Source organism: Streptomyces sp. NRRL WC-3549 (assembly GCF_000721935.1).
Lineage (GTDB): Bacteria > Actinomycetota > Actinomycetes > Streptomycetales > Streptomycetaceae > Streptomyces.
In genome coordinates, this window is record NZ_KL585383.1 from 64,622 (window position 1) to 68,794 (window position 4,173).

Consider the following 4,173-nt stretch of genomic DNA (forward strand, 5'->3'; position numbering starts at 1 on the left):
CGCCGCCGACGGTGACGGCCAGTCCGACCCGGTCCACGTAGTCGTGATGGGTGAAGCGGTGCACGTCCTTGGCGGAGAGCCGCGGATACGGGGCGAAGAAGCGGTAGTACTTCGACTCGTCGGAGACCTGCTCGTAGAAGTGGACCAGCCGCTCGGCGTCGTCCGTGGTGATGGGCCGGATGCGGGCGGTGCCGCCGTCGCGGAGGACGACGTCCGCTTCCCAGTGGTCGGGGTAGGCGTGCGGACTCTGCTCCGGAGTGGGCTCCATGGAGAAAGCCTACGGCGCGCCGCACCGGGCGCGCATGGGCCGACCGGCCCTGGACGGCCGGTGTGCGATCGCGGTCGCCCCGGGAAGGCTGAGGGGGTGGGGGCGACCGGTGCGGGACCGCACACGGCAGTGCCTACCGCATGAGAGACTGGTCTAGACAACCATTGGGTCCAGACAACCATTGAACGTGAAGGGCAGAACCATGGCTGAGCGCCGCGTCAACGTCGGTTGGGCCGAGGGCCTGCACGCCCGCCCCGCTTCCATCTTCGTCCGTGCCGCCACGGCTTCCGGCGTCCCGGTCACCATCGCCAAGGCCGACGGCAACCCGGTGAACGCCGCGTCCATGCTCGCGGTGCTCGGCCTGGGCGCCCAGGGCGGCGAGGAGATCGTCCTCGCCTCCGAGGCGGACGACGCCGAGGCGGCCCTGGACCGGCTGGCGAAGCTGGTCGCCGAGGGGCTCGAGGAGCTCCCGGAGACGGTCTGACCCGAGCCGGTCGGGTCCGGAATCCTTTCCGCGGCGAGGCTGCGGTTCCCTGTCGGGAGCCGCAGCCTCTTCGTCGTCTCACTCGGATGTGGGCAGCGGAAACGGATTCCTTCTCCGTGCACAGCGGAACTGCTGTTCTGAGCGCCCGCCGTCTTCACGTCTCGTCGCGAAACCCGCGGCGGGCCGGCGCCGGTCCGCGTCGCCCCGGTCGGCGCAGCCGGTGCGCGGCGCCTCGCGCACCGGGACCCGGGAGACCCCGTAACGGCGGGCGAGCGCCCCTACGGTGAGACGGCCGCCGCGCGCGAGGACACCGGAGGCGATGTCGTCACGGATCGCCGTACACACCGAAACGCGCGCGAATGCGCACGTCCGGACCTGGGCCTTGATCCCCGCTGAGGCGCGGCCGATCGACGCCTGTTCCGTGACCCTGGTGCCTTCTCCCGGACATTTCCGACGCCGAGGCGGAAGGCGCGCGCATCTACTGGCGGTGGAGCGCCTCGGCCGCGCACCGGTGCGCCGGAGACCCCGGCGGGGGATGCCGACGCCTGGGGCCGGGTCAGAGCCGGACGCCGTGGGCGCGGAGGTAGGCGACGGGGTCCATGTCCGAGCCGTACTGCGGGCTCGTACGGGCCTCGAAGTGCAGGTGCGGCCCGGTGGAGTTGCCGGTCGACCCCGACAGGCCGATCTGCCGGCCGGAGGTGACGTGCTGACCGACGCGGACACCGATCGAGGAGAGGTGGCCGTACTGGGTGTACGTGCCGTCCGTCATGCGGAGCACGATGTTGTTGCCGTACGCGCCGCCCCAGCCCGCCTCGACGACCGTGCCGGCGCCGACGGCGACGACGGAGCTGCCCGACGCGGCGCGGAAGTCCACGCCCGAATGGCTGCCGGAGGACCACAGGGAGCCGCCGGACTTGTAACCGGTGGTGACGTAGGAACCGGCGACCGGGAGGCGGAAGGAGTTCAGCCGGGCGCGCTCGGCGGCGCGGGCGGCACGCGCCTCGGCCTTGCGGGCCTCCTCGGCCCTGCGCTTCGTCTCCGCCTCGGCCCTGGCCTTCGCCTCCGCTTCGGCCTTCGCCTTCGCGGCGAGGTCGGCCTGGTGCTGCTGGGCCTCGGCCTGGGCCTCGATCTGGGCCGCGAGGCTGCTGCCGATGGCGGTGACCTGGGTCAGCCCGACGGTCTCGACGGTGGAGGCGGCGGAGCCCGCGGCGAGGGCGGGGGAGGCGGTGGCGCCGATGACGCCGGCGGTGGCCAGGGCGGCGGCGCCGGCGACCTGGGCGCTCCTGCGCGTCAGTCGGCTCGGGGCACGGTGCTTCCCGGTGGCACGGGTGAACGCCATGGAGAGGCTGTTCCTTTCCTTCCTTCTCGCCTACCGGGTTAGCTGACGGGTTCGGAGCAGGAAGGTCTCCTACGGACACCTGCCGCACGCGGGCGCAGGCGTCCGATTCACCCCAGGGACTGCGTGGGTCCCCGGCTCCCCAGGCTCGCGCCTGACGGGGACTCGGCGATGACTGTCCGGCACCGCGGATGCGGCACAGGTATGACGGACAGCCGCGCCGACGCTAGGACGGATCCCTTTCCCCCACCAAACGGACAAGCCGATTTGTCGCTCATCCCACAGGACAAAACCCCCGTTTGGTGCTAAAGGCGATAAAAGAGGAAACCCCGGCGAGCAGGTGCCCGCCGGGGTCCATGCCGTCCGTGGCGTCAGCCGCTGACGACCGTCACCTCTCCGATGCCCAGTGCCCTGACGGGCTCCACGATCCTGGAGGCGTCCCCCACCAGGACCGTGACCAGCCGGTCGACCGGGAAGGCGTTCACCACCGCGGCGGTGGCCTCGACCGTGCCGGTCTCGGCCAGGCGCGCGTACAGCTGGGCCTGGTAGTCGTCCGGGAGGTGCTGCTCCACCTGGTCGGCCAGGGTCGCCGCGACGGAGGCGGCCGTCTCGAACTTCAGCGGGGCGACGCCCACGAGGTTCTGCACGGCGGTCTCGCGCTCCGCGTCGGTCAGCCCCTCGGCCGCCAGGGTGCGCAGGACCTTCCACAGGTCGTCCAGGGCCGGCCCGGTGGACTCGGTGTCCACGGAACCGCTGATGGCGAGCATCGCGGCACCGGTCGCCCCGGAGGACGAGCCGGGCGCCGTCGAGCGCAGCACCTGGCCGAACGCCCGTACGCCGTAGGTGTAGCCCTTCTCCTCGCGCAGCACACGGTCCAGCCGCGAGGTGAGGGTGCCGCCCAGGCAGTACGTGCCGAGCACCTGGGCGGGCCAGACGCTGTCTCTTATACACATCGGCCAGACGCTGTCGTGGCGGTCGGCGCCGATCCGGCCGATCAGCAACTGCGTCTGTACGGCTCCGGGGCGGTCCACGACGACCACCCGGCCCGTGTCGTCCGCGGTGATGGGCGGCACCGGGCGGGCCGGGGCGGTGTTGCCCGACCAGTCACCGACGGTGTCGGCGAGCAGCGCCTCCAGGTCGACCCCGGTCAGGTCCCCGACGACCACCGCGGTGGCGGTGGACGGGCGGACGTGGGCGTCGTAGAACGCCCGTACGGCGGGGGCGTCGATCCGCCGCACCGTCTCCTCGGTGCCCTGGCGCGGCCGGGACATCCGGGCGGTGACCGGGAAGAGCTCCTTGGAGAGCTGCTTCGCGGCGCGCCGGGCGGGGTTGGCCTGCTCGTGCGGGATCTCGTCGAGGCGGTTGCCCACCAGCCGCTCGATCTCGTCCTCGGCGAACGCCGGGGCCCGCAGCGCCTCGGCGACCAGGCCGAGGGCCTTGGCCAGCCGGGAGACCGGGACTTCCAGCGACACGCGCACCCCGGGGTGGTCGGCGTGCGCGTCGAGCGTGGCACCGCAGCGCTCCAGCTCCGCCGCGAACTCCTCCGCGGAGTGCTTGTCGGTGCCCTCGGACAGTGCCCGCGCCATGATCGTGGCCACGCCGTCCAGCCCCTCCGGCTCGGCGTCCAGGGGCGCCTGGAGGAAGATCTCCACGGCGACGACCTGCTGGCCGGGCCGGTGGCAGCGCAGCACGGTCAGGCCGTTGGGCAGGGCTCCCCGCTCGGGCGCCGGGAAGGCCCAGGGCCTGGCCTCGCCCGCGGTCGGCTGCGGGTGGTACTCCATCGCTACTCCCGTCACGGCGGCGTCGGTCACTTGTCCGCCCCCTCGTGCGCGTCGGTGCCGGCCGCCTGGGCCGCGTCGCCGGAATCCTCGGTCTCGTCGGCCGGTTCGACCGGCTCGTAGACCAGGACCGCCCGGTTGTCGGGGCGCAGATGCGCCTGGGCGGCCTCCCGGACCTCGTCGGCGGTCACGTCGAGCACCCGCCCCACAGCGGTCAGGGCGAGCTGCGGGTCGCCGAACAGGACGGCGTACCGGCAGAGTTCGTCGGCACGGCCGGCGACCGTGCCGAGCCTGTCTCTTATACACA

The 4,173-nt window shown here is 72.9% G+C and carries 4 protein-coding genes, 2 pseudogenes and 1 riboswitch; of the genes and pseudogenes, 1 reads left to right on the forward strand and 5 read right to left on the reverse strand.

Annotation, left to right across the window (positions count from 1 at the left end; genetic code table 11):
- On the reverse strand, positions 1-268 hold a 268-nt coding region (locus tag IH13_RS0102480; RefSeq protein WP_031080639.1), incomplete at its 3' end, for a hypothetical protein.
- 202 nt (positions 269-470) lie between these two features.
- On the opposite strand from IH13_RS0102480, the gene IH13_RS0102485 reads away from it, so the two are divergent.
- A complete protein-coding gene (locus IH13_RS0102485) occupies positions 471-752 on the forward strand; it encodes an HPr family phosphocarrier protein (RefSeq protein ID WP_012378711.1) in 282 nt (93 codons plus the stop codon).
- Positions 753-971: 219 nt separating this feature from the next.
- Here the strand turns inward: IH13_RS0102485 and IH13_RS40355 are convergent.
- From IH13_RS40355 to IH13_RS0102500, 4 genes and pseudogenes are all read right to left on the reverse strand, one after another.
- Positions 972-1,139, reverse strand: a pseudogene (locus IH13_RS40355) (GntR family transcriptional regulator); the annotation flags it as partial.
- Positions 1,140-1,308: 169 nt separating this feature from the next.
- Complete coding sequence (locus IH13_RS0102490) at positions 1,309-2,091, reverse strand: M23 family metallopeptidase (RefSeq protein WP_031080640.1); 783 nt, start codon at positions 2,089-2,091, stop codon at positions 1,309-1,311.
- A 13-nt stretch (positions 2,092-2,104) separates the two neighbouring features.
- Positions 2,105-2,269: riboswitch (cyclic di-AMP (ydaO/yuaA leader) on the reverse strand.
- Positions 2,270-2,459: 190 nt separating this feature from the next.
- Positions 2,460-3,869 (reverse strand): M16 family metallopeptidase, encoded by a 1,410-nt coding sequence (locus IH13_RS0102495; protein ID WP_031080641.1) that lies wholly within the window; start codon positions 3,867-3,869, stop codon positions 2,460-2,462.
- Between the two features lie 26 nt (positions 3,870-3,895).
- Positions 3,896-4,173 (reverse strand): annotated as a pseudogene (locus tag IH13_RS0102500) (peptidase M16); the annotation flags it as partial.

Bases quoted from the DNA above. Each gene is read 5' to 3' on its own strand.
- IH13_RS0102485 (WP_012378711.1), top strand. From the start codon at position 471: ATGGCTGAGCGCCGCGTCAACGTCGGTTGGGCCGAGGGCCTGCACGCC.
- IH13_RS0102490 (WP_031080640.1), bottom strand. From the start codon at position 2,091: ATGGCGTTCACCCGTGCCACCGGGAAGCACCGTGCCCCGAGCCGACTG.
- IH13_RS0102495 (WP_031080641.1), bottom strand. From the start codon at position 3,869: ATGGAGTACCACCCGCAGCCGACCGCGGGCGAGGCCAGGCCCTGGGCC.